17 protein-coding genes are annotated in these 18,391 nt (G+C 71.4%); 11 read left to right on the forward strand and 6 right to left on the reverse strand.

The genetic code is table 11. The features are described from left to right. Positions 1-40: 40 nt before the first annotated feature. From FDA94_RS05715 to FDA94_RS05755, 9 genes are read left to right on the forward strand one after another with little or no spacing between them, the layout of a single operon-like run. Positions 41-1,684 carry an ABC transporter substrate-binding protein gene (locus tag FDA94_RS05715; RefSeq protein WP_246059554.1) on the forward strand — a complete coding sequence of 548 codons (1,644 nt, stop codon included), beginning with the start codon at positions 41-43 and terminating at the stop codon, positions 1,682-1,684. Next, the gene (locus FDA94_RS05720; RefSeq protein ID WP_137245963.1) at positions 1,681-2,604 is read left to right on the forward strand and encodes an ABC transporter permease; all 924 of its coding nucleotides are present in this window, start codon (positions 1,681-1,683) and stop codon (positions 2,602-2,604) included. Before FDA94_RS05715 ends, FDA94_RS05720 begins: the two co-directional genes overlap by 4 nt. Further along, entirely contained in the window at positions 2,601-3,380 is a 780-nt protein-coding gene (locus tag FDA94_RS40320) for an ABC transporter permease (protein ID WP_137245964.1), read from the forward strand. The genes FDA94_RS05720 and FDA94_RS40320 overlap by 4 nt, the downstream gene beginning before the upstream one ends. Further along, complete coding sequence (locus FDA94_RS05730; protein WP_246059556.1) at positions 3,377-4,954, forward strand: dipeptide ABC transporter ATP-binding protein; 1,578 nt, start codon at positions 3,377-3,379, stop codon at positions 4,952-4,954. Before FDA94_RS40320 ends, FDA94_RS05730 begins: the two co-directional genes overlap by 4 nt. Continuing rightward, positions 4,875-6,197: an NtaA/DmoA family FMN-dependent monooxygenase gene (locus FDA94_RS05735; RefSeq protein ID WP_137245966.1), complete on the forward strand. Its 1,323-nt coding sequence runs from the start codon at positions 4,875-4,877 to the stop codon at positions 6,195-6,197. Before FDA94_RS05730 ends, FDA94_RS05735 begins: the two co-directional genes overlap by 80 nt. Beyond that, on the forward strand, positions 6,194-7,318 hold the full coding sequence (locus FDA94_RS05740; RefSeq protein ID WP_137245967.1) for an LLM class flavin-dependent oxidoreductase: 1,125 nt from the start codon (positions 6,194-6,196) through the stop codon (positions 7,316-7,318). The genes FDA94_RS05735 and FDA94_RS05740 overlap by 4 nt, the downstream gene beginning before the upstream one ends. Beyond that, on the forward strand, positions 7,315-8,349 hold the full coding sequence (locus FDA94_RS05745; RefSeq protein ID WP_137245968.1) for an LLM class flavin-dependent oxidoreductase: 1,035 nt from the start codon (positions 7,315-7,317) through the stop codon (positions 8,347-8,349). The genes FDA94_RS05740 and FDA94_RS05745 overlap by 4 nt, the downstream gene beginning before the upstream one ends. Then, entirely contained in the window at positions 8,346-9,470 is a 1,125-nt protein-coding gene (locus tag FDA94_RS05750) for an LLM class flavin-dependent oxidoreductase (RefSeq protein WP_137245969.1), read from the forward strand. Before FDA94_RS05745 ends, FDA94_RS05750 begins: the two co-directional genes overlap by 4 nt. Next, complete coding sequence (locus tag FDA94_RS05755) at positions 9,467-10,180, forward strand: DUF1684 domain-containing protein (RefSeq protein WP_137245970.1); 714 nt, start codon at positions 9,467-9,469, stop codon at positions 10,178-10,180. Before FDA94_RS05750 ends, FDA94_RS05755 begins: the two co-directional genes overlap by 4 nt. A gap of 11 nt (positions 10,181-10,191) precedes the next feature. Here FDA94_RS05755 and FDA94_RS05760 read toward each other — a convergent pair whose 3' ends face one another. Further along, positions 10,192-11,163 (reverse strand): alginate O-acetyltransferase AlgX-related protein, encoded by a 972-nt coding sequence (locus FDA94_RS05760; protein ID WP_137245971.1) that lies wholly within the window; start codon positions 11,161-11,163, stop codon positions 10,192-10,194. 11 nt (positions 11,164-11,174) lie between these two features. After that, positions 11,175-12,551: an MBOAT family O-acyltransferase gene (locus FDA94_RS05765; RefSeq protein ID WP_246059558.1), complete on the reverse strand. Its 1,377-nt coding sequence runs from the start codon at positions 12,549-12,551 to the stop codon at positions 11,175-11,177. Positions 12,552-12,668: 117 nt separating this feature from the next. Between FDA94_RS05765 and FDA94_RS05770 the strand changes: the two genes are divergently transcribed. Continuing rightward, on the forward strand, positions 12,669-13,421 hold the full coding sequence (locus FDA94_RS05770; RefSeq protein WP_137245972.1) for a hypothetical protein: 753 nt from the start codon (positions 12,669-12,671) through the stop codon (positions 13,419-13,421). A gap of 73 nt (positions 13,422-13,494) precedes the next feature. Here the strand turns inward: FDA94_RS05770 and FDA94_RS05775 are convergent, their stop codons facing one another. From FDA94_RS05775 to FDA94_RS05785, 3 genes are read right to left on the reverse strand one after another with little or no spacing between them, the layout of a single operon-like run. Beyond that, positions 13,495-14,640, reverse strand: a complete 1,146-nt coding sequence (locus FDA94_RS05775) for an alpha/beta hydrolase (protein WP_137245973.1) — start codon at positions 14,638-14,640, stop codon at positions 13,495-13,497. 11 nt (positions 14,641-14,651) lie between these two features. Beyond that, positions 14,652-15,320, reverse strand: coding sequence for a response regulator (locus FDA94_RS05780; protein WP_137245974.1), 669 nt, complete (start codon positions 15,318-15,320; stop codon positions 14,652-14,654). After that, positions 15,317-16,339 (reverse strand): sensor histidine kinase, encoded by a 1,023-nt coding sequence (locus FDA94_RS05785; RefSeq protein ID WP_137245975.1) that lies wholly within the window; start codon positions 16,337-16,339, stop codon positions 15,317-15,319. The genes FDA94_RS05780 and FDA94_RS05785 overlap by 4 nt, the downstream gene beginning before the upstream one ends. 81 nt (positions 16,340-16,420) lie before the next feature. Between FDA94_RS05785 and FDA94_RS05790 the strand changes: the two genes are divergently transcribed. Then, the gene (locus FDA94_RS05790; protein WP_030456385.1) at positions 16,421-17,104 is read left to right on the forward strand and encodes a response regulator transcription factor; all 684 of its coding nucleotides are present in this window, start codon (positions 16,421-16,423) and stop codon (positions 17,102-17,104) included. A gap of 3 nt (positions 17,105-17,107) precedes the next feature. Here the strand turns inward: FDA94_RS05790 and FDA94_RS05795 are convergent, their stop codons facing one another. Next, entirely contained in the window at positions 17,108-18,337 is a 1,230-nt protein-coding gene (locus FDA94_RS05795; protein WP_137245977.1) for a sensor histidine kinase, read from the reverse strand. Positions 18,338-18,391: the final 54 nt, after the last annotated feature.

Raw genomic sequence — 18,391 nt, forward strand, 5'->3', positions numbered from 1 at the left:
GTTTCCCCCATTTCCTACATTAAAAGTAGGAAACTGAGAGGTGATCTCCGTGCGCCGGTTCCGCGCCCCCCTTGCCGCATTACTGCTACTTCCGCTGCTCGCCGCCTGTGGCGGCACCAGCGCCCCCCAGGAAGAGCCCGCCGGTTCGCCCGCCAAAGGTGGCTCGCTCGTCTTCGGCGTCAACACCGAGCCGCTCAACCTCGACCCCCACGCCAGCCCGCAGGACGTGACCGGCCTCTTCACCCGGCCCGTCCTCGACTCCCTGGTCGCGCTCGACGACAAGGGCGACATCCATCCGTGGCTGGCCAGCTCGTGGGAGATCTCCGACGACGGGCTCACCTACACCTTCAAGCTCCGCACCGGGGTGAAGTTCAGCGACGGCACGCCCTTCGACGCCGCCGCCGTGAAGACCAACCTCGACCACATCGTCGACCCGGCGACCAAGTCGCAGCTGGCGGCGGCGGCGTTCGGGCCGTACGAGAAGAGCACCGTCGTCGACCCGCAGACGATCGAGGTGAAGTTCAAGGAGGCCTACTCGCCCTTCCTGGCGGCGCTGGCCACCGCCTACTTCGGCATCCAGTCGCCCAAGCAGCTGGCGCTCGGGCCCGAGGCGCTGGCGAAGAAGGTCGTCGGGACGGGGCCGTTCGTCATCGACGCGTTCGTGCCGCACCAGGGCATCACCTACCACCGCAACCCCGACTACGACTGGGCGCCCGCGATCGCCAAGCACACCGGGCCGGCCTACCTCGAACGCCTGGAGTTCAAGGTCATCGTCGAGGACGCCGTCAGGCTCGGGGCGCTGACCAGCGGGCAGATCGACGCCATCGCCGGCGTGCCGCCGGTCAACGTCAAGCAGGTCGAGGCCAACCCCAAGCTGACCATCATCCGCAAGCAGGCCCCGGGCGGGAACTACAACTACTACCCGAACAACGAGAAGGGGGTCTTCACCGACCAGAAGGTCCGGCAGGCCTTCCGCGACGGGATCGACTTCGCCACCGTCGTCGACAAGCTCTACTTCGGCGCCTTCGACCCGGCGTTCAGCGCGATCTCCCCGGCGACCGCCGGATACGACAAGGCCACCGAGACGCAGTGGAAGTACGACCCCGAAGGGGCCGCCCGCCTGCTCGACGAGGCCGACTGGTCGGCCAAGGACGCCGAGGGCTACCGCACCAAGGACGGTCAGCGGCTGACGGTCAGGTGGCCGTTCCTCAAGGCGCTGGCCCGGGAGCAGCGCGGCACGCTGGCCGAGCAGGTGCAGGCCGAGGCCAAGAAGGCCGGGTTCGACATCCAGTTCGTCGACGTCACGCCCAACGACTTCACCCCGAAGGCGCTGGCCGGCGACTACGACCTGATCGACTTCAGCTGGCAGCGGGCCGACGGTGACGCGCTGCGCAACCTGTTCGCGATCTCCAACATCCCCAACCCGAACTTCTTCGGGCAGAACCTGGCCCGCTGGAACGACCCCGAGGTCGACGGCTGGCTGACCGACGCGCTGCGCACCACCGACCTGGCCGAGCGGGCCGCGCTCTACGCCAAGGTCCAGCAGAAGGCCAACGCCGACGCCTCGATCGTCCCGGTCTACGTCTTCACCTACCTGCTGGGCGCGTCGAAGAACGTCCAGGACATCACCTTCGAGCCGCAGGCCTTCCCGACCTTCTACGACGCCTGGGTGTCGAAGGCATGATCCGCCGCATCCTCACCCGGCTCAGCACGTCGATCCTGGTGCTCTGGGGGGCGGTGACGGTCTCCTTCACCGCCCTCCACCTGACGCCCGGCAACGTGGTCGACGTGCTGATCGGCAGCAACATCGTCACCCCCGAGGTGCGGGCCCAGATCATCGCCGACTACGGGCTCGACGAGCCGCTGTTCGTCCAGTACGCCACCTACCTGGGGCGCGTGCTGCGGGGCGACCTCGGGCGGTCGTACCAGCTGCACGAGCCGGTCGCCTCGGCGATCGGCGCGCAGCTCGGGCCGTCGCTGCAGCTCGCGGGGGCCTCGCTGCTGGTCGCCATCGTGGTGTCGACGACGCTGGCGATCCTGACCGCGCGGCGCAGGCCGTGGATCAGGGGGCTGTCGTCGGGCCTGGAGCTCATCGGGGTGTCGATTCCGACGTTCTGGACCGCGATCCTGCTGCTGACGATCTTCTCGTTCCAGCTCGGCTGGTTCCCCGCGGTCGGCGCCGACGGCTTCGCCGCGCTGGTGCTGCCGGTCATCGCGGTCGCGCTGCCGATCACGACCATGCTCACCCAGATGATGCGCGAGGGCCTGGAGCTCACCCTGGAGCAGCCCTTCGTGCTGACCGCCCGCACCCGCGGCATGTCCGACCTGGGGGTACGCCTGCGGCACGCGCTCCGGCACGTGCTGGTCCCGACGGTCACGCTGATCGGCTGGCTGGTCGGCCTGACGGTCGGCGCGATGGTCGCGGTCGAGCAGATCTTCTCCCGCCAGGGCATCGGCCAGCTCACCCTGACCGCCGTCGGCGGCAAGGACCTGCCGGTCGTGATGGGCGTGGTGCTGCTCACGGCGGTCCTGTACGTCGTCGTCAACATCGTCATCGACCTGCTCTACCTCCTCATCGACCCCCGGCTGCGGGGTGCCACGTGAGGATCTTCGCCGTCGCGTTCCTGGCCCTGATCACGCTGGCCGCGATCGCGCCCGGCCTGCTCACGGGCAGCACCCCCGACGCCGCCGACGCGCTCGCCGCCCTCCAGGGGCCGAGCGCCGACCACCTGCTCGGCACCGACGCCAACGGCCGCGACGTCTTCACCCGCATCGTGTACGGCGCCGCGCCCTCCCTGCTGGCCGGTCTCGGCGCCACGGCGCTGGCGGTGGTCGTCGGCACCGCGCTCGGCCTGCTGGCCGCGCTCGGCGGCCGGGTGGTCGACGAGATCGTGATGCGCCTGGTCGAGATCGTGCTGTCGCTGCCCACGCTGCTGCTGGCGCTGCTGGTCATCACGGTCACCGGGCCGGGCACGGTCAACGTGATCTTCGCGATCGCCCTCTACACCGCGCCCAGCTACGCCCGGCTGGTGCGGGCCCAGACCATGGTCATCCGCAAGGCGGGCTTCGTCGAGGCGGCCGTCTCGCTCGGGCTCAGCCGGGGCCGGATCGTCACCCGGCACGTGCTGCCCAACGCGTTCGAGCCGCTGGTGGTGCTGGCCACCATCGAGGTCGGCACCGCCCTGGTGGCCGCCGCCTCGCTCAGCTACCTCGGGCTCGGGCCGCAACCGCCGGCGCCCGAATGGGGGGCGATGCTCTCGGCCGGGCGCGACTACTTCTCGGTCGCCTGGTGGATCGCCGTCTTCCCGGGTGTGGCGATCACGCTGACCGTCCTGTCCATCACCGTCGTCGGACGCCGTCTGCAGCGGAGGATCGCGTGAGCACACCCGTCGTCGAGGTGACCGACCTGCACGTCAGCTTCCCGGCCGTGGACGCCGTCCGGGGCGTCTCGCTCGCCGTCCACCCGGGCGAGTGCGTGGCCATCGTGGGCGAGTCGGGGTCGGGCAAGAGCGTCACCGCGCGCACCCTCCTCGGGCTGTCCGGGGAGGAGGCGACCGTCACCGCGGGACGGCTGGCGATCGACGGGGTGGACGCGTCCCGCTTCAGCGAACGCCAGTGGCGGTCGATCCGGGGGCGGAAGATCGGCTACGTCCTCCAGGACGCGCTGGTCTCGCTCGACTCGCTCCGACCGGTCGGCAAGGAGGTCGCCGAGACGCTGAAGCTGCACCGCGCGGCGCCCCGGCACGAGATCCCCGGCAAGGTGCTCGACCTGCTGACCGAGGTCGGCGTGCCGGAACCGGAGGTCCGGGCGAAGCAGTATCCGCACGAGCTGTCCGGCGGCCTGCGGCAGCGGGCCCTGATCGCCTCGGCCATCGCCTGCGGGCCCCGGCTGCTCATCGCCGACGAGCCGACCACCGCGCTCGACGTCACCGTGCAGGCGCAGATCCTCCGGCTGCTGGCCGAACGCAAACGGGCCGGTCAGGCGCTGCTGCTGATCAGCCACGACCTCGCGGTGGTGGCCGAGCTGGCCGACCGGATCCTGGTCATGAAGGACGGCGTCGTCGTCGAGGACGGCACGGCCGTGCAGGTGCTGGGGGCGCCCGAACATCCGTACACGAAAAGCCTGCTCGCCGCCATCCCGGGACCTGGCTTCCGGAACACCGTCCCCGGTGACGTGGTGATCCGGGCCGAGGGCCTGGTCAAGACGTTCAAGGGAAGGACCGCCGTCGACGGCGTCTCCTTCGAGCTGCGGGCCGGGCAGACGCTCGGCGTCGTCGGCGAGTCGGGGTCGGGCAAGACGACCACGGCCCGGCTGGTGCTCGGGCTGCTCCGGCCCGACCGGGGGACCGTCGAGGTCGACCGGCGGCAGACGCAGGTCATCTACCAGGACCCGCTCAGCTCCTTCGACCCCCGGTTCTCGGTACGCCGCATCCTCGACGAAGCCCTGGAGGTCGGCGGGACGCCCCGTCGCGAGCGGGTGAAGCGCTCGATCGAGCTGCTCGAACAGGTGGGGCTCGACGACGGCGTCCTCGACCGGCGGCCGTTGAAGCTGTCCGGCGGGCAGCGGCAGCGGGTGGCGATCGCCCGCGCGCTGGCCCCGCGCCCGCGCGTGATCGTCTGCGACGAGCCGGTGTCCGCGCTCGACGTGTCGATCCAGGCGCAGGTGCTCGACCTGCTCACCGGGCTGCAGGCCGAACTCGGGGTCGCCTACCTGTTCATCTCGCACCACCTGGGGGTGGTGCACCACGTCAGCGACCACGTGCTGGTGCTGAAGGACGGCCGGGCCGTCGAGTCGGGCGACGCACACCAGATCTTCACGGCGCCGGCCGACCCGTACACCCAAGAACTGCTCGCAGCCGTGCCAGGAGGGCACTATGACCAAGCAGATCCATCTCGCCGCGCACTTCCCGGGCGTGAACAACACCACCGTCTGGTCCGACCCCAGGTCGGGTAGCCAGATCGACTTCGACTCCTTCAAGCACCTCGCGCAGACCGCCGAGCGTGGCAAGTTCGACTTCTTCTTCCTCGCCGAGGGGCTGCGGCTCCGCGAGATGAAGGGCCGCATCCACGACCTCGACGTCGTCGGGCGGCCCGAGTCGCTGACCGTGCTGTCGGCCCTGTCGGCCGTGACCACCCACCTCGGCCTGGCCGCGACCGTCAACTCCACCTTCAACGAGCCCTACGAGGTGGCCCGCAGGCTGGCCTCCCTCGACCACCTGTCGGGCGGCCGGGCCGCCTGGAACGTCGTGACCAGCTGGGACGCCTTCACCGGCGAGAACTTCCGGCGCGGCGGCTACCTGGCCGAGGCCGACCGCTACACCCGCGCCAGGGAGTTCCTCCAGACCGCCCGCGAACTGTGGGACTCCTGGGCCTCCGACGCGCTGCCGAGGTCGGAGGGGCGGTTCGTCCGGCCCGGGGGCATCGGCTTCTTCGAGCACACGGGGCAGCACTTCGACATCCGGGGACGCTTCGACGTGCCCCGGCCGCCGCAGGGCAACCCGGTGATCATCCAGGCCGGCGACTCCGAGGAGGGCCGCGAGTTCGCCGCCTCCTCCGCCGACGTCATCTTCAGCCGGCACAGCAAGCTGGAGGAGGGCCGCACGTTCTACCGCGACGTCAAGCGCCGCCTGGAGAAGTACGGCCGCACCGCCGACGACCTGAAGATCCTCCCGGCCGTCACCTACGTCCTGGGCGACACCCAGGAGGAGGCCGAGGAGCGCGCGGCCGAGATCCGCCGCGCCCAGGTCGGCCCGCAGACCGCGATCCTGTTCCTGGAGGCGATCTGGGGCCGCGACCTGTCCGGCTACGACCCCGACGGGCCCCTCCCCGACATCGAGCCCGATCTGGAGACCGACGTCTCGAAGGGCCGGGCCCAGTTCCGCCGCGACCGCGCCGAGACGGCGGCCAAGTGGCGGGCGCTGGCGGAGGAGAAGAACCTCTCCATCCGCGAACTCGTCATCGAGACGGCCGCGCCGCAGACCTTCGTCGGCACCGCCCGCTCGGTCGCCGAGGAGATCGACCTGTTCGTGCAGACCGACGCCGCCGACGGCTTCATCTTCGTGCCCCACCTCACCCCGGGTGGCCTCGACGACCTCGTGGACAAGGTCGTGCCGCTGCTCCAGGAGAAGGGCGTCTTCCGGGCCGACTACACCGGCCCGACCCTGCGCCACCACCTCGGACTGAAGGAGCTCCCATGAGCCTGCATCTCGCCGTCGCCCTCGACGGAGCCGGTTGGCATCCGGCCGCCTGGCGGGCCGAAGGCGCCCGGCCCGACCGGCTGTTCACCGCCGGATACTGGGCCGACCTGGTCATCGAGGCCGAACGCGGCCTGCTCGACTGGGTCACCTTCGAAGACTCCCTCAGCCTCCAGTCGTCGCGGTACGACGGCCCCGACGACCGCCTCGACCAGGTGCGCGGCAAGCTCGACGCCGTCCTGCTGGCCGCCGCGGTCGCCCCGCTGACCTCGAAGATCGGCCTGATCCCGACGACCAGCGTCACCCACACCGAGCCGTTCCACGTGGCGATCGGCATCGCCTCGCTCGACTACGCCAGCAAGGGCCGCGCGGGCTGGCGGCCGCGGGTCTCGGGGCGTCCCGACGAGGCCGCCCACTTCGGCCGCCGCGAGTTCCCGCCGTTCGACCCCGGCAATGAGGAGTTCGTGGACGCGCTGTTCCGCGAGGCGTCCGACGCCGTCGAGGTGGTGCGCCGCCTCTGGGACAGCTGGGAGGACGACGCCGAGATCCGCGACGCCACGACCGGCCGGTTCATCGACCGCGACCGGCTGCACTACATCGACTTCCAGGGCGAGTTCTTCTCGGTCAAGGGCCCGTCGATCACCCCGCGCCCGCCGCAGGGCCAGCCGCTCATCACCGCGCTGGGCCACGCCACCGCCCCCTACGAGTTCGCCGCCAAGAACGCCGACGTCCTGTACGTGACCCCGACCGACCGCGACGACGCGCGCCGGATCGTCGAGGAGGTCAGGGAGCTCAACCCCGACCTGAAGGTGTTCGCCGACCTGGTCGTCTTCCTCGGCGACCACAAGGCCCGCCTCGACGACCTCGACGGCGCGCCGCTGGAGTCGGACGCTCACATCTTCGAGGGCACCCCCGCCGAACTCGCCGACCTGCTCCAGGACTGGGGCTTCCCGGGCTACCGGCTCCGCCCGGGGGTCCTGCCGCACGACCTGACCGCCATCACCCGTGGCCTGGTGCCCGAACTCCAGTCGCGGGGGGCGTTCCGGACCGCGTACGAGACCCCCGACCTGCGTGGACGTCTCGGGCTCGGCCGTCCGGCCAGCCGGTATGCGAGGGTGTCGTGAAGTTCCTCGCCCTCACGCTGGGCTTCCACACCGACCCCGGCATCCCGGTCGACCAGCGCTTCCGCGAGATCGTGCGGAGCGCGGTCGTGGCCGAGGAACTGGGCTTCGACGGCTTCGCGTTCGGAGAACGCCACGAACGCCCGTTCCTGTCGTCGTCGCCCACGGTCGTGCTGAGCCACATCGCCGCCAAGACGTCGACGATCCGCCTGTTCACCGCCGTCACCACGCTCGCGCTGCTCGATCCCGTCAGGGCGTTCGAGGACTACTCGACCCTGGACCACCTGTCGGGCGGCCGGCTCGAACTGATCATCGGCAAGGGCAACGGCACCGCGCAGGCCGAGCTGTTCCACGTCACCGAGGCCGACCAGTGGGACCGCAACCGGGAGAGCTACGAACTGTTCCGCCGCCTCTGGCGGGAGGACCGGGTGACCTGGGAAGGCCGCTTCCGCCCCTCGCTCGCCGACGCCGAGGTGCTGCCCCGCCCGTTCCAGCAGCCGATCAGGGTGTGGCACGGCAGCGCCACCAGCCGTGAGTCGGTCGACCTGGCCGCCTCCTACGGCGACCCGCTGTTCTCCGCGAACGTCTCGAACCCGGTCGAGCCGTACGCCGAACTCGTCGCCTACTACCGGGAACGCTGGGAGCACCACGGCCACGACCCGAAGGACGCGGTCGTCGGCGCCGGGACGGCCGGCTACTACAGCGCCCCGAAGTCGCAGGACGCGATCGAGACGTACCGGCCGATCTTCGACGCGCGGCTGAAGTTCTTCGCCGCGCGCGGCCTCGACCCGGTCTTCCACAGCCTGGAGGACGCCATCGAGCGCAGCTCGATCCTGGTCGGCAGCCCCCAGCAGATCATCGACAAGGTCCATCGCTACCACGACCGGCTCGGCCACGAGGTGCTGCACATCTCGGCCGAGGCCGACGGGCTGCCGGAGGCGCGGCACCGGGCCTCGCTCGAACTGTTCCAAGCGGAGATCGCGCCCGTGCTCCGCGCCGAAATCCCCAGCAGACCCCTGGGAGGGCTCACATGACCCGGCTGTCCATCCTCGACCTGGCCCCGATCGTCTCCGGCGGCGACGCCCGGCAGGCCCTCGCCAACACCCTCGACCTGGCGCGCGTGGCGGAGGCGGCCGGCTATCACCGCTACTGGCTGGCCGAACACCACTTCACTCCGGGCGTGGCCAGCTCGGCCCCGGCGGTGCTGATCGGCGCGGTCGCGGCCGCGACCAGCACCATCCGCGTGGGCTCGGGCGCGGTGCAGCTCGGCCACCAGACCGCGCTGGGCGTCGTCGAGCAGTTCGGCACCCTCGACGCGCTCCACCCGGGCCGCATCGACCTGGGCCTCGGCCGGTCGGGCCAGCGGGCCAAGGAGTTCCGCGCCGCCGCCGAAGCGCCCCCGCCACCGCCGCAGGAGGCGCGGGTGGTCGACGGCCTGCTGATCCCCAAGCCGTTCTCGTTCGCCTCGATCGCCAACAAGTCGATCTTCACGCTCTGGGCGCAGCTGCTCCAGCAGCCCGGCGCGGAGTCGCCCGACTTCGCCGAGCAGGTCGACGACATCAGGGCCTTCATCGCCGGCGCCTACCGGTCGGCGGAGGGCCTGGAAGCCCACGTCAATCCGGGCGAGGGCGCCGAGCTGGAGCTGTGGATCCTCGGCAGCAGCGGCGGCCAGAGCGCCCAGGTCGCCGCCGAACGCGGCCTGCCGTTCGCGGCCAACTACCACGTCAGCCCGTCGGCGGTGCTGGAGGCCGTGGAGGCCTACCGCGACGCGTTCAAGCCGTCGGAGCTGCACGCGAAGCCGCACGTCATGGTCTCGGCCGACGTCGTCGTGGCCGAGACGGAGGCCGAGGCGAAGCGGATCGCCGAACCCTACGGGCTGTGGGTCCGCAGCATCCGTACCGGCGAGGGGGCGATCCCCTTCCCCACGCCCGAGGAGGCGCGCGCGCACGAGTGGTCGCCCGAAGACCGCGAGCTGATCGCCGACCGCCTCGACACCCAGTTCGTCGGCACGCCCGAGCAGGTGGTCGAGAAGCTGCGGATCCTCCGCGACGTGACCGGAGCCGACGAACTGCTCGTCACCACCATCACCCACGACCACGCCGACCGCGTCCGCTCGGCCGAACTGCTCGGCCGGGCCTGGAAGGAGCTCTCATGACCGCTCGCGAGGACGAAGTGCGGGACCTGCTCACACTGACCGGCACGACCTGGATCGACGGCGAGACCGTCGTCCCGGGCGTGCCCGGCGTGTGGAGCCCGACCGGCGGCGGCGTCGAACTGAAGGCGGGCCTCGACGACGGCCTGACCATCGACGGCGAACCGGTGACCGGCCCGGTCGTCATCACCCCCGACGTGACGGCCCTGTTCCACGGCCGGGTGAGGATCCAGCTGGTCATCCGCGACGGCCGGCCCGCGATCCGGACGTGGGACCCCGACGCCCCGACCCTGCGCGCCTTCACGGGCATCGAGTCCTTCGCTCATGACCCGGCGTGGGTCAGACCGGCCGTCTTCCGCCCCTATGGGGAGACCCGCCCGGAGACGGTTCCCACCGCCGACGGCCGCGACCGCGACCTCCTCCTGGTCGGCGAGGTGGTGATCGACCTGCCGGGCGGCAGCCGGACCCTCGCGGTCACCGAGGCCCCCGGCGGCCTGTCGGCCCAGTTCGGAGATCTGACGAACGGCGAGGAGACCTTCCGCTTCCGCACCCTGCCGCTGCCCGCCCCGGGACCCGATGGGACGCTGGAGGCCGACTTCAACAAGGCGCACCTGCCGCCGTGCGCCCTGACCGACCACTTCCTCTGCTTCTTCCCGCCCCCGGGCAACCGCCTCGACGTCAAGGTGACAGCAGGCGAGAAGCGCATCGTCTGACCGCCCGCGTCTCAGCCCAGGCCGAGCATCGGTGAGCTGCCGCCGACCAGGTGGCGTTCGACGATCTCCACGATGACCGTGTCGGCGTCGGCCCACGTCACCGGGCCGTCGTTGCGCTGATAGGTGAGGTTCGCGAAGTAGGGGGTCAGCCACGGCATCGAGTTCCGGGTGAACGAGTCGCCGATCAGCACGGTCTTCGGCTCGTAGCGGGCGGCGCCGGTGCGGTCGAGGCGGTAGCGGTCGATCGTCTCCTCGCGGGGGGCGCCGAGCAGCACGCCCAGGTCCCCGTTCCTGGGTTGGCGTCCGGTGAAGTCGAGGCGGGTGCCGGCCGCCAGGGCGGGGTCGAGAGCGCGCGCCAGCTCGGCGGCGTAGGTCGCGGCGGCGTGGTCGGTCCAGTGGCTGTCGGTACGCCAGTAGGCGGGCCGGCCGGTCGTCCGCTGGAGTCGTTCCAAGGGGGCGCGCAGGTCGACGTACCAGGGGAGGCCGGCCTGGCGGAGTGCGGCCCAGAACTCCTCCTTGCGTTTACGCAGGCAGTCCTGGCCGGGGAAGCGGGACGGAAGCCACTGCGGGGAGACCGTCGTCTTGTCGGGGGCGACCGTGAAGACGAAGCGCTTCCCGGCCGCCTCGACGCGCTCGCCCAGCCGGCGCAGCGCGTCGATCGTCTCGCCGATCGGGCGGCCGGGACGGCAGGCCTCGGTCACGTCGTCGCCGAAATAGAGCCAGCCGGCCTCGCCCTCGATGACCTTCGGGTAGCCGAAGCCGTAGGCCGGGGCGTGGCCGAACAGCGTCTCGGTCACGAAGACGTTGGCGCGTACGGCGTGGTCGCGTAACGGCAGGTGGGCGGTGGCCCACGCGTTCCAGTCGCCGTCGAGGGCGGGTACCGGCGGCAGCGGCTTGTTCTCCATCTCCACGGCGCGGGCTCCGACCGTGAAGGCGATGGCCGGGAGGAAGAAGAAGAGCAGTGCGGCCAGGCGGGTGCGCATGGGCGTACACCTCAGAACTGGTAGTAGAGGAACGGGCTGAACGTGCCGGCGGCGACCAGCAGCGCGGCGTAGGGGGCCGCCAGCCAGGTCACCGCCGCGCGGAGCGGGCGCGGGCCGGTCGCCACGATCGGGCCCAGCGGGCGGCCGGGCAGGAGCACGACGACCAGCGCCAGCGCGAAGACGGCCAGGCGTTGCGGGTTGGCGGCGTGGGCGACGAACTCGTCGAGCGGGCCGGGCCGCCACGTCACCATCGCGCCGAGCATGTTCCACGCGGCCGGCAGGCTCTCGGCGCGGAACGGCACCCAGCCGAAGACGACCAGCAGGAAGGTGACCAGGCGGCCGGGCGGGACGCGGAGCAGCCGTTCGGCGACCAGGAGAACGCCGTGATAGAGGCCCCAGACGAGGAAGGTCCAGTCGGCGCCGTGCCACAGGCCGCACAGCACGAAAATGGTGAGCAGATTCCGATAGGTCCGCCACGGGCCGTGCCGGTTTCCGCCGAGCGGAATGTAGACGTAGTCGCGGAACCACCTCGACAGCGACATGTGCCAGCGCCGCCAGAAATCGGTTATCGAATGGGCCGAATAGGGCCGGTCGAAGTTCTCCGGAAGCCGGAATCCGATCATCAGCCCGAGGCCGATCGCCATGTCCGAGTAGCCGGAGAAATCGAAATAGATCTGCAGCGTGTACGCCAGCGCGCCCACCCAGGCCGTCACGGTGGACATCTCCGCGCCGGGCGCGAACGCGGCGTCGGCGATCGGCGCCAGCGAGTCGGCGATGACGACCTTTTTGGCCAGCCCCAGCGCGAACCTCGGGAACCCGGCCGCGAGCCCGCCCTCGACGGGCTTGGCCAGCTGCCCCGAGATCTCGTGATATCTCACGATCGGACCGGCCACGAGCTGCGGGAACATCGCGATGTACGTCACGAAGCCGACCACGCTGGTCTGCGCCGGCGTGCTGCGCCGGTAGACGTCCACGACATAGGAGATGTGGTGGAAGGTGAAGAACGAGATGCCGATCGGCAGCGCCAGTTCGACCAGCGGCACGCCCTCCACGCCGAGGGCGCGAATCTGTTGGGTGGCGAATCCGGCGTACTTCCAGACCGCCAGAATCGCCAGGTTCCACGCGACGGCCGCGACGAGCACGGCCGTGCGGCGGTGCTCGATCCGGTCGAGCACCCGGCCCGCGGCGTAGTTCACCGCGATGGCCGATAACAGCAGCAGCGTGTACGCCCCCGCGCCCCACGCGTAGAAAACCAGGCTGGCCACCGCGACGATCCCGTTCCTGAATCGGGGCAGCAGCCAATAGGCCACGAGAGTGGCCGGCATGAAGAACCACAGGAAGAGTGGCGAGGCGAATGACATCGCCGGGCAGTCCACCAGAATTCGCATCTGGGCGGCATAAACAAAATGGGTTAAGCCAGTGTTAACCGCCTTCTGACACAGACCCGATCCTGTGACATGCGACTCCCGCCTGAACCACCGTGACCGGCCTTACGTCTCTGGGGCATGAGACTGAGAACCACCCTGCTGGTGGCCCTGTTGTCGCTGGTCACGGCCTGTGGTGGCGGCGAACCCGCCGCCACCGCGGCCGAGCCGGAGCGGAGCGCGCCGGCCACGCCGGTCGCGGTCCTGCGGGCCGAAGGCGGGTTCGTCACCGCCAGCATGAACGTGCTGCGCGCCCCTCGGGTCGTCGTCTACGGCGACGGCCTGGTGATCGCCGACGCGGCGTACAAGATGACGATTTCAGCGGCCGAGGTCACCCAGACCGTCGACGCGTTGAAGAAGTACCTGACCGGTCAGCCGCCGACGGCCACGCCGAAGCCGGGCGCGCCGATGGTGACCGACATCCCGGCGACCGTGCTGGGCGTGGCGGGTGACGACGGCAAGCTGATCGAGGTCCGGGCCGAGGCGCTCGACCAGGTCGCCGACTTCTACCCCAAGGAGCTCGTCGACGCCAAGAAGCTCCTCGACGGGCTGGCGGCCAAGGCGGCCGAGAAGAAGGAGGCCTACACCTCCGACCGGGTGCGGGTGGTCGCCGAGTCGGTGCCGACCGCCGAGGGCGAGCGCACGCCCTGGCCGGCGGGCGTGCCGGAGCCGTCCGGCAAGATCGACCCGGTGTGGCAGAAGGACCTGGCGGGCACCGAGGTCCCGGCCTTGGTCAAGGCCGCGCCGCCGGTCCCGGACGCCGGGCTCCCGATCTTCGAGACGAAGTCGGGTGTGTTCGTGCTGTCGTGGCGGTATCTGCTGCCGAACGAATAGCTCGGTGGGCCCCGCCGGGGAGAGTGCGGCGGGGCCCGAGGCTTTTGTTTGTATGATAACCAAATCAATAAGGCTAGGAAAGAAAGTCCAGCAGGATCTGACGGCTGTGCTGGGCGGGGAGGCTGCCGTAGGCGTCGTCGGGGGAGTGCTCGGCGAACGGGAGGATCTCCGTAGTCACCGGGACGCCGTTGTCCGTCAGGAGCCGGGCGAAGGCGGTCACGTCCTCGGGGCGGGCGCTGCGGTCGCGGTCTCCGACGACCAGGAGGGTCGGCATGAGGCCCGGCCGGACGAAGGTCTTCGGGGAGACCTCGCGGTAGCGGTCGGGGAACTCCGACGGGCTGCCGCCGGTGTAGAGGACCGCGGCGTTCCGGCTGCCGGTGACGTTGCGCGTCCACATCTCGGACACGTCGGTGACCGGGTAGAACCCGACCACGCTCGCGGGCGGCGGGGGCACGTCGCCGCAGCTCGACGTGATCTCTCCGGCCTGCAGGCGGAAGGCGGCGTTCAGGGCCAGCCCGCCGCCGGCCGACATGCCGCCCATCGACAGCCGGTCGACGTCGAGGTTGAAGCGGGCCGCGTTGGCGCGGGTCCAGGCGAGGGCGCAGACGAAGTCCTGCGGGGCCCTGTCCCAGGTGGGCGCGCCCGGAGCGGACAGGCGGTAGTCGACGGCGATGGCGGCCACGCCGTGGTCGGCCAGCCAGCGGCCGGTGCCGCGCAGGTCACCGCGGTCGAAGGTGTGGAAGCCGCCCGCGTGGGCCAGCACGATGGCCGGGGTCTTGGCCGAGGCGGCACGCGGCAGGTAGACGTCGGCCTGCAGGTCTCCGGCGAACGTCTCGGTGACGTCGGGCTTCGCGCCGGGGTAGGCGATCTCGGTGAACATCTCCGCCCACTGGACGTCGGTCCCGGCCTCGTAGGCCGCCTTGGCCTGGAGCCCCGCCACGACCACCGCCCCGGCGGTGGCGACCGAGGTGACCACGGTCAGCGCGCGGCCCCACCGCCGCAGGCCCAGCCGCAGGGCCAGCAGCCCGAGCAGCAGGCCGGCCAGCCCGATGAGGGCGACGTGCAGCGGATACTGGCCGGTCAGGACCGCGCCGATGATGCCGGCCTTCGGGATCGCGGGGACGTAGCCGCCGAGGACGAGGGCCCCGGCCACGAAGGCGAGGAACGAGGCCACGAGGGCGATCAGGATTCTGAGCACGCCGAAGAGAACTCTTGTCATGAGGGGGTTCCTTAGAAGGTCATCCGGCCGGGGGTGACCAGGCCGGTCTCATAGGCGAAGACGGCCGCCTGGGTGCGGTCGCGCAGGTGGAGCTTGGACAGGATGCGGCCGACGTGGGACTTGACGGTCTGCTCGGCCACATGGATGGCGGCGGCGATCTCGGTGTTCGACAGACCTCGGGCGACCAGGATCAGCACCTCGGTCTCCCGTTCGGTCAGGCCGGCGATGCGCTCGGTGACGTCGGGCAGGGGAATTCCGCCCTGGCGGGCGAACTGGCTGATCAGCCGGCGGGTCACGGCCGGTGCGAGCAGCGCGTCGCCCGCCGCGACGACCCTGATCGCCTCGGCGAGCCGGTCGCCCGAGGCGTCCTTCAGCAGGAAGCCGCTGGCTCCGGCGCGGAGCGCCTCGTAGACGTATTCGTCGAGGTCGAACGTGGTGAGGATGAGCACCCGGGCCGGGAGGGTACGGGTGATCTCCCGGGTGGCCTCGATGCCGTTCATCTCGGGCATCCGGACGTCCATGACGATCACGTCGGGCTCCAGCCCGGCGGCCTTGACCACGGCGTCGGCGCCGTCGACGGCCGTGCCGACCACCTCGATCCCCGGCTGGACGCCGAGCAGGATGGAGAAGCCCTCCCTGACCATGGCCTGGTCGTCGGCGATGAGCACGCGGATGGTCATGGCGTCTCCATGAGGGGCAGCACGGCGCTGACGGCGTAGCCGCCGTCGCCGGTGGGTCCGGTGGTGAGGGTGCCGCCCAGCATGGCCGCGCGCTCCCGCATGCCCAGGATGCCGTGACCGGCTCCGGGCGTCGCCTTGGGCGCGTCGTGCGGACGGGTGTTCGTGACGCTGATCCGGAGTTCGCGGTCGTCGCGGACGACCCGCACCGTGACGGACGCGCCGGGCGCGTGCCGCATCGTGTTGGTCAGTGCCTCCTGCACGATCCGGTACGCGTTCAGCCCCACCCCGCGTGGGACGTCTCCCAGGTCACCGGTGGTTTCCAGGGTCGCCCCCGCGGCGAGCCGGTCGAGGTCTGCCAGCGACGGCTGCGGGCTGACGCCGGGTTCGGCCCGCAGCACGCCGAGCAGGCGGCGCAGCTCGCCGAGGCCCTCCAGCGCGGTCGAGCGGATCGTGGCGAACGCCTCGGCCAGTTCCGGCGGCGGGTCGGCGACCCGGTGGGGCCCCGCGTCGGCCTGGATCGAGATCACCGACATGTGGTGGGCGACCACGTCGTGGAGCTCCCGGGCGATCCGGGCCCGCTCTTCGAGGAGTGCCCGCCGCCCCCTTTCCTCGGCGAGCGCGGCCTGGGTCTCCCGGCGGCTGCGGATCAGCCACCCGGCCGCCCCGGCCCCCGCGACCGCGATCACGGCGACCGGGCCGCCGGACAGGACCGGCAGCATGCCGGCCGCGGTGAACAGGGCCGTCCTCCTGGCGTCGAGCCTGAGGGCCAGCAGGAGGACGATCCCGGCCTGGACGAGCCACCCGTACATCGCGTCGTTGAAGCCCGGCGGATGGGTCAGCTGAACCCAGACGAGCAGCACGCTCGACGCGGCCCAGGCCGGCACCGGCCACCACAGGGCGGTGACCAGCATCGCCGCGTGCACGACGGCCACGATCTGGGCGAACTGGTCGTCGCCCGTCATGGCCAGGAGCACGGCGGCCACGACGACCAGTGCGCGGAGAAGCGGTCCGAACCTCATGGCTCAAAGGTAGGAAGCCGGGCGGCTGGTCCGCGTCACTCTCAGGTAGGGGTCGCGAGCGTGATCCGGCAGGATGAACGGGTGGCAGCTGCGAAAGTCCTCGTCGTCGAGGACGACCCCGTGATCGGGGCCGAACTGGTCGAGGCTCTGGGCGTCAACGGCTATGTCCCCGTGCTGGCCGTCACCGGGCGGTCGGCCATCGAGCTGGCCCACGACGGAGCGCCCGACCTGGTGCTGCTCGACCTCGGGCTGCCCGACGTCGACGGCGTGGTGGTGTGCCGGAAACTGCGGCTGGCCGCGCCCGAGGCGGTGATCGTCGTGCTGACCGCCCGGACCGAGGAGCTCGACGTCGTGGTGGCCCTCGACGCCGGGGCCGACGATTACCTGACCAAGCCGTTCCGGCTGGCGGAGCTGATGGCCCGCCTGCGGGCCCACCTGCGGCGGCAGGCGGTCGTGTCGCCGGGGCGGGCGCTGTCGGTCGGCGGGCTGCGGCTCGACGTGGCGGCCCGGCGGGCCTACCTCGACGGGATCGAGCTGTCGCTGCGGCCCAAGGAGTTCGACCTGCTCGCGGTGCTGGCCGGGCAGCCGGGCGAGGTCGTCACGCGCGAGGAGCTGATGGACCGCGTCTGGGACGAGAACTGGTTCGGCTCGACCAAGACCCTCGACGTCCACGTGTTCGCGCTGCGCCGGAAGCTGGAGGAGCCCGGCGGCAGGGCGCCCCGGATCACGACGGTCCGGGGGCGCGGCTATCGGATGGAGGCCTGACGGCTAGCGGCTCGGCAGCAGGAGGCTGAAAGTCGGCGGGCGTTCGCGCCGCAGGATCAGCCGGCCGCCCTCCGCCTCGGCCAGTGAGCGGGCCAGGCCCAGGCCGATGCCGTGGCCGTCGCGCGGGATGCGGCCGAAGATGTCGCGGCCCTCGGGCACGCCGTCGCCCTCGTCGGAGACGTTCAGGGCGATGCCCGCGCCGACGTCGGTCACGGTCAGGGTGATCTCGCCCGCGCCGTGCCGGCGCGCGTTGTCGAGCAGGACGAGGAGAATCTGCCGGACCGCCGCCGTCGAGGCCGTCACCTCCGGGAGGTCGTCGTCGACCCGGATCGTCACTCCCTCCCAGTCGGCGCGGATCTCCGCGATCAGAACCGGCAGGTCGAGTGGGGCGTGGCCGGTGTCGCGCGAAAGGGTGACCAGGTCTTCGATGATGGTCTGCAGCCGTTCGGCCCGCGCCATGGCGCTGGCCACCTTCTCGGGCGAGGGCCGGTCGAGGGCCGACTCAAGGCCCAGCATCAGGCCGGTCACGCCCGTCCGGAGCTGGTGGGAGACCTCGCCGCTGAACGCCCGCTCCCGGGCCAGCACCTCTCCGAGCCGCCCGGCCGTGGCCGCGAGGGCCTCGCCCGCCTGGTCGACCTCCAGAACACCCGATTTGGGGGCCCGTACGGTGAAGTCGCCGTCGCCGAGGGCCTGCGCGGCGCCGGTGAGCCGTTCGAGGGGGATGGCCAGCCGCCGCGACAGGTAGATGGCCACGGCCGCCCCGACGCCCAGCGCGGCCAGCGCGAGGATCGCGATGAGCTGCCAGGCCTCGTACACCTCCTCGGTGACCTCCTCCGACGGGGTGGCCACCCTGACCACGCCCGTCCCCGACGGGATCGGGGCCGCCGCGACGTAGTCGGGGCCCTCCTCGCCCTGGTGGGGCAGGCCGTCGCGGATGGTGCGGGCGGCGAGGGGGGAGGTCGCCGGGCCGGCGCCCGCCGTGAGCCTGCCCTCCTGCGAGTAGAGGCCGATGACGATGTCCTCGTCGTCCTCGCGGGGCAGCACCGTGGGGTCGTCGCGGAGCGCGGTGGCGTGGCGGGAGGCGCTGCGGGCCAGTTCGGAGGCGGTCCGGTCGTGGTAGCGGTCGTTCGTCAGCACCGCGAGCGGCACCGCGAACAGCACGATCGCGAGGGCGGTCACCCCGAGGATCGCGGCGAGGGCGCGCTGCCGCAGCGGGGTCCCTTCGGGCGTCATGTCGGTATCGTCCCAGCTGGTGGGGAAAGTGAACGGAGGGTTAACCAAACCCTC

The organism is Herbidospora galbida (assembly GCF_005233835.1).
In the GTDB taxonomy this organism is placed as follows: domain Bacteria; phylum Actinomycetota; class Actinomycetes; order Streptosporangiales; family Streptosporangiaceae; genus Herbidospora; species Herbidospora galbida.

Coding starts and splice junctions, on each gene's coding strand:
- FDA94_RS05720 (WP_137245963.1), top strand. CDS start 1,681: ATGATCCGCCGCATCCTCACCCGGCTCAGCACGTCGATCCTGGTGCTC.
- FDA94_RS05735 (WP_137245966.1), top strand. CDS start 4,875: ATGACCAAGCAGATCCATCTCGCCGCGCACTTCCCGGGCGTGAACAAC.
- FDA94_RS05740 (WP_137245967.1), top strand. CDS start 6,194: ATGAGCCTGCATCTCGCCGTCGCCCTCGACGGAGCCGGTTGGCATCCG.
- FDA94_RS05750 (WP_137245969.1), top strand. CDS start 8,346: ATGACCCGGCTGTCCATCCTCGACCTGGCCCCGATCGTCTCCGGCGGC.
- FDA94_RS05755 (WP_137245970.1), top strand. CDS start 9,467: ATGACCGCTCGCGAGGACGAAGTGCGGGACCTGCTCACACTGACCGGC.
- FDA94_RS05760 (WP_137245971.1), bottom strand. CDS start 11,163: ATGCGCACCCGCCTGGCCGCACTGCTCTTCTTCTTCCTCCCGGCCATC.
- FDA94_RS05765 (WP_246059558.1), bottom strand. CDS start 12,551: ATGCGAATTCTGGTGGACTGCCCGGCGATGTCATTCGCCTCGCCACTC.
- FDA94_RS05770 (WP_137245972.1), top strand. CDS start 12,669: ATGAGACTGAGAACCACCCTGCTGGTGGCCCTGTTGTCGCTGGTCACG.
- FDA94_RS05775 (WP_137245973.1), bottom strand. CDS start 14,640: ATGACAAGAGTTCTCTTCGGCGTGCTCAGAATCCTGATCGCCCTCGTG.
- FDA94_RS05780 (WP_137245974.1), bottom strand. CDS start 15,320: ATGACCATCCGCGTGCTCATCGCCGACGACCAGGCCATGGTCAGGGAG.
- FDA94_RS05785 (WP_137245975.1), bottom strand. CDS start 16,339: ATGAGGTTCGGACCGCTTCTCCGCGCACTGGTCGTCGTGGCCGCCGTG.
- FDA94_RS05795 (WP_137245977.1), bottom strand. CDS start 18,337: ATGACGCCCGAAGGGACCCCGCTGCGGCAGCGCGCCCTCGCCGCGATC.